This is a genomic window from Paenibacillus koleovorans NBRC 103111 (assembly GCF_004000845.1).
In the GTDB taxonomy this organism is placed as follows: Bacteria; Bacillota; Bacilli; order Paenibacillales; family NBRC-103111; genus Paenibacillus_AA; species Paenibacillus_AA koleovorans.
Map to the genome: position 1 here is coordinate 1 of NZ_BIMA01000213.1, position 4,069 is coordinate 4,069.

The 4,069-nt window shown below is 57.3% G+C and carries 3 protein-coding genes and 1 riboswitch; all 3 genes read right to left on the minus strand.

Going from position 1 to position 4,069, the window contains the following annotated elements:
• Window positions 1–389 precede the first annotated feature (389 nt).
• From PKO02S_RS31645 to metA, 3 genes are read right to left on the minus strand one after another with little or no spacing between them, the layout of a single operon-like run.
• Window positions 390–1,604, minus strand: coding sequence for a trans-sulfuration enzyme family protein (locus PKO02S_RS31645; protein WP_127589228.1), 1,215 nt, complete (start codon window positions 1,602–1,604; stop codon window positions 390–392).
• The gene (locus tag PKO02S_RS31650) at window positions 1,601–2,770 is read right to left on the minus strand and encodes an aminotransferase class I/II-fold pyridoxal phosphate-dependent enzyme (RefSeq protein ID WP_127589230.1); all 1,170 of its coding nucleotides are present in this window, start codon (window positions 2,768–2,770) and stop codon (window positions 1,601–1,603) included. The genes PKO02S_RS31645 and PKO02S_RS31650 overlap by 4 nt, the downstream gene beginning before the upstream one ends.
• 38 nt (window positions 2,771–2,808) lie before the next feature.
• A complete protein-coding gene (metA, locus tag PKO02S_RS31655) occupies window positions 2,809–3,738 on the minus strand; it encodes a homoserine O-acetyltransferase MetA (protein ID WP_127589232.1) in 930 nt (309 codons plus the stop codon).
• Window positions 3,739–3,827: 89 nt separating this feature from the next.
• Window positions 3,828–3,967, minus strand: a riboswitch (SAM riboswitch).
• Window positions 3,968–4,069 lie beyond the last annotated feature (102 nt).

Sequence of the window (4,069 nt, forward strand, 5' to 3'; positions counted from 1 at the left end):
TCCTAGCTCAACGAACAAAAATTCGCTATTTGAGAACCAAATTTCGCTAATTCAATGCTAGCTACCTCTACTGAGTACCTAAGTACTCAAATCGCGAACCTGGCTTCGCGAATTGTTTACTTTGGTACTCAGATTCTACGTTAGCCTCCATTTTTGCGAAATTTGGTTCTCAGGCTGTTACCTTTGGTACTCAGTAATTCTCCTCGCACTTGCACCTGCACCTGCACCTGCACCTGTACCTGCACCTGCACCTGCGACCTGCGACCTGCGCTTGCACCTGCGCTCACATTCGCGCTCCGCACCTTCCGCGCCCCACCACGCCGCCGTCAACACAAAAAAACCATGCCTCAGCCAAATGGCTAAAGCATGGTGGTTGTCTTCCGCTCTACTTACTCCCCGCCCAGCGCCTGCTCCAGGTCGGCGATGATGTCCTCGACATCCTCGAGGCCGACCGAATAGCGCATCAGCCCGTCCGTGATGCCGCGCTGCAAGCGCACCTCCCGCGGCATAGCCGCGTGGGACATCATTGGCGGGTAGGAGAGGATGCTCTCCACCGCCCCAAGGCTGACCGCGACGATCGGGATCTGGACGCGGCCCATTACGCGCTTGGCCAGCTCGCCCGAGCCGACGTCGAAGGAGACGACCGCGCCGTAGCCAAGCGACTGCTTCTCGTGAATGTCGCGGCCCGGATGGTTCGCGAGCCCTGGGTAGTACACCCGCTCCACGCCCGGGTGCTCGCTCAGCCATTGCGCCAGGCGGCGCGCCCCGATCTCGTGCGCGTCCATCCGCGCCTTAAGCGTCTTCATGCCGCGCATGAGCAACCACGAATCCTGCACGCCGAGCACGTTGCCGAGGCCGTTCTGCAGCTGCTTCATCCGCATGCCAAGCGACTTGTCGGCGACGACGGCGAGGCCGGCCAGCACGTCGCTATGGCCGCCGAGAAACTTCGTCGCGCTATGCAGCACGACATCGATGCCCAGCTCTAGCGGACGCTGGTGGTAAGGCGTCATGAACGTATTGTCGATCATCGTCAGCAGCCCATTCTCCTTCGCCCAGCCGACTACCGCCGCAATATCGGTAATGCGCAGCGTCGGGTTCGAGGGCGTCTCGAGGAACACAGCCTTCGTATTCGGCTTCAGCGCCGCCTTCACTTGATCCAAGTCCGTCATATCGACGAACGTCGTCTCAATGTTCATCCGCGTGAGGATAACCGTCAACAACCGATACGTCCCGCCGTACACATCCTCCGTGCAGATCACGTGATCGCCGCTCGACAGCATCATGAACGCGGTCGAGATCGCCGCCATGCCGGAAGCGAAAGCGAATCCGCGCGTGCCGCCCTCCAGCGTGGTGATGTAATCCTCCAGCGCCTGGCGGGTCGGGTTGCCGGAGCGCGAATAGTCGAACTCCGGCGGGTCGTTCAAGTCGAAGTGATGGAACGTCGACGCCTGCTGGATCTGCACGCTCGCGGCGCCGGTCGTCTCATCGAGCTCGCCGCCGAAATGAATAAGCCGCGTCGCGAACTTCGCGTCGTCGTGCACATGCCGCTTCCGCTGCCCCAAGCGCCCGCCACCGCCTCCGCTGCTGCCGCCCGGCGCGCTCATCGTGCGCCGCCTTCCTGCAGCTCGGCATGTGCCGCCTCGAACGCAGCGTTCAGATCCGCGATCAGATCGTCGACATGCTCGATCCCTACGGAGAAGCGCAGCAGGCGATCGTCGACGCCGACTTTCTCGCGAATCTCCACCGGGATGTCCGCATGCGTCTGCACCGCCGGATACGTCATAAGCGATTCGACGCCGCCCAAGCTCTCGGCGAAAGCGATCAGCTTGATATGCCGCAGGATCGGCTCGATCATCCGAGCATCCTTCATCTTGAAGGAGAAAATGCCCGTATTGCCGGACGATTGTTTGTTCTGGATGTCATGGCCCGGGTGGCTCTTCAAAGCCGGGTAATAAACCGAGTCCACCAACGGATGCTCGAGCAGGTGCTCGGCGATCTTCGTCGCGTTGAACTCATGGCGCTCCATGCGGATCGCCAGCGTCTTCATGCCGCGCATCAGCAGCCACGAATCCTGCGGGTTCAACACGGCGCCGATCGAGTTGTGCAGAAACGCCATCTGCTCGGACAGCTCCTTGCCCTTCGTCACGATCAAGCCGGCCAGCACGTCGTTGTGACCGCCCAAGTACTTGGTCGCGCTGTGCACGACGATATCGGCTCCGAGCTCGATCGGGCGCTGCAAGAACGGCGTCAGCAGCGTATTGTCGACGATGGAGACGAGCCCCTTCTTCTTCGCCCAGTTACAGATCAGCTCCAGATCGGTAATCATCATGAGCGGGTTGGTCGGCGTCTCGATCACAACCGCCTTCGTCGCAGCCGTACAGTTCGCCTCGAGCGCATCCAGATCGTTCGTGTCCACATAAGTGGCGGTTACGCCGAAACGGGACATGATTTTCTCGATCAAGCGGTAAGTCCCGCCGTACAAGTCCAGCGACACCAGGAGATGATCGCCTTGGCTGAACAGCGCGAAAATCGTCTGCAACGCCGCCATGCCGGAGCTGCAAGCGAAGCCTGCATCGCCGGACTCCAATTCGGCAATCGCTTGCTCGAGCACCGAACGCGTCGGATTTTTGGTGCGGGAATAATCAAACCCCGTGCTCTGGCCGAGCTTCGGGTGGCGGAACGCGGTAGCTTGGTAGATCGGGAAACTGACGGCGCCGGTCACCGGTTCCGAGATGGATCCGATCTGCGCCAGACGGCTTTCAATTTTCATGGGCGGCTATCCTCCTGGAATATGGGCTTGTCATTCAATCAGATATATGAAGCCATGTGGGCGTTCAAATCGTAAGGCGTCTCTTGGTAAACGTAGTAGTTCAACCAGTTGGAGAACAGCAGATTCGCATGCGCCCGCCATGTACAGAGCGGATAACGCGAAGGGTCGTCCTTCGGATAATAATTTTTCGGCACCGCAATTTCCAAGCCTTTGTTCACGTCGCGGTCATATTCCCACTTGAGCGTCAGCGGATCGTATTCGGAATGGCCGGTGACGAAAATATGTTTGCCGTCCTTCGTCGCCGCGATGTACACGCCGGAATCGTCGGATTCGGACAAAATCTCCAGCTCTTCAACCTTCTCAATGTCCTCGCGGCGAACCTCGGTATGTCTCGACTGCGGCACGTTGAACACTTCGTCGAAGCCTCGCAGCAGCTTCACATGTTTGAGCGACGCCGTATGCGGGAACACCCCGAATATTTTCTCGCCGAGCGGATATTTGGGAACGCCGAAATGATGATACAGCCCGGCCTGGGATGCCCAACAAATGTACAGGGTGGACGTCACGTTCGTGTTGCACCAGTCCATGATTTCCTGCAGCTCCGACCAGTAGTTCACATCTTCAAAATCCATCTGCTCCACCGGCGCTCCAGTAATGATCATGCCGTCGAAGTACTCGCTCTTCACATCGTCGAAATTTTTATAAAATTGCTCCAGATGCTCCGGAGACGTGTTTTTGGAAGTATGGGTTTTGGGATGCAGCAGCACGAATTCCACCTGTAAGGGCGTATTCCCGATCAGGCGCAAAATTTGCGTCTCGGTCGTTTCCTTCGTCGGCATCAGGTTCAAGAGAGCAATCTTCAGCGGACGGATGTCTTGGTGGTAAGCCACGGACTCATCCATCACGAAAATGTTCTCCTCGTTCAGAATTTCTTTGGCCGGCAGGTGGTCTGGAATTTTAATCGGCATTTGCAAACACTCCTTTCTGAAAATGAACAACAAACAGCCTTTCTCCAGAGAGGAAGAAAGGCTGAGCTATCACTCGGTCGATCATGCCTCTCTCATCTCCCAGAATGTAGAACGAATCATCGTTCCGGATTCCGCAAGAATTAGCACCGTGCTCTCCCCATTCCACGAATCGGGATCGTCGGTTGCCGGGCTTCATAGGGCTAGTCCCTCCACCTACTCTTGATAAGAGTTTCACGCTATTTGATTGTTACATTTAATTTATACGAATTGGTTCATTTCGTCAAGAGAGGGGCGGACGAGGGAGGTGTGGTAAAAATTCTGACTTCCAATC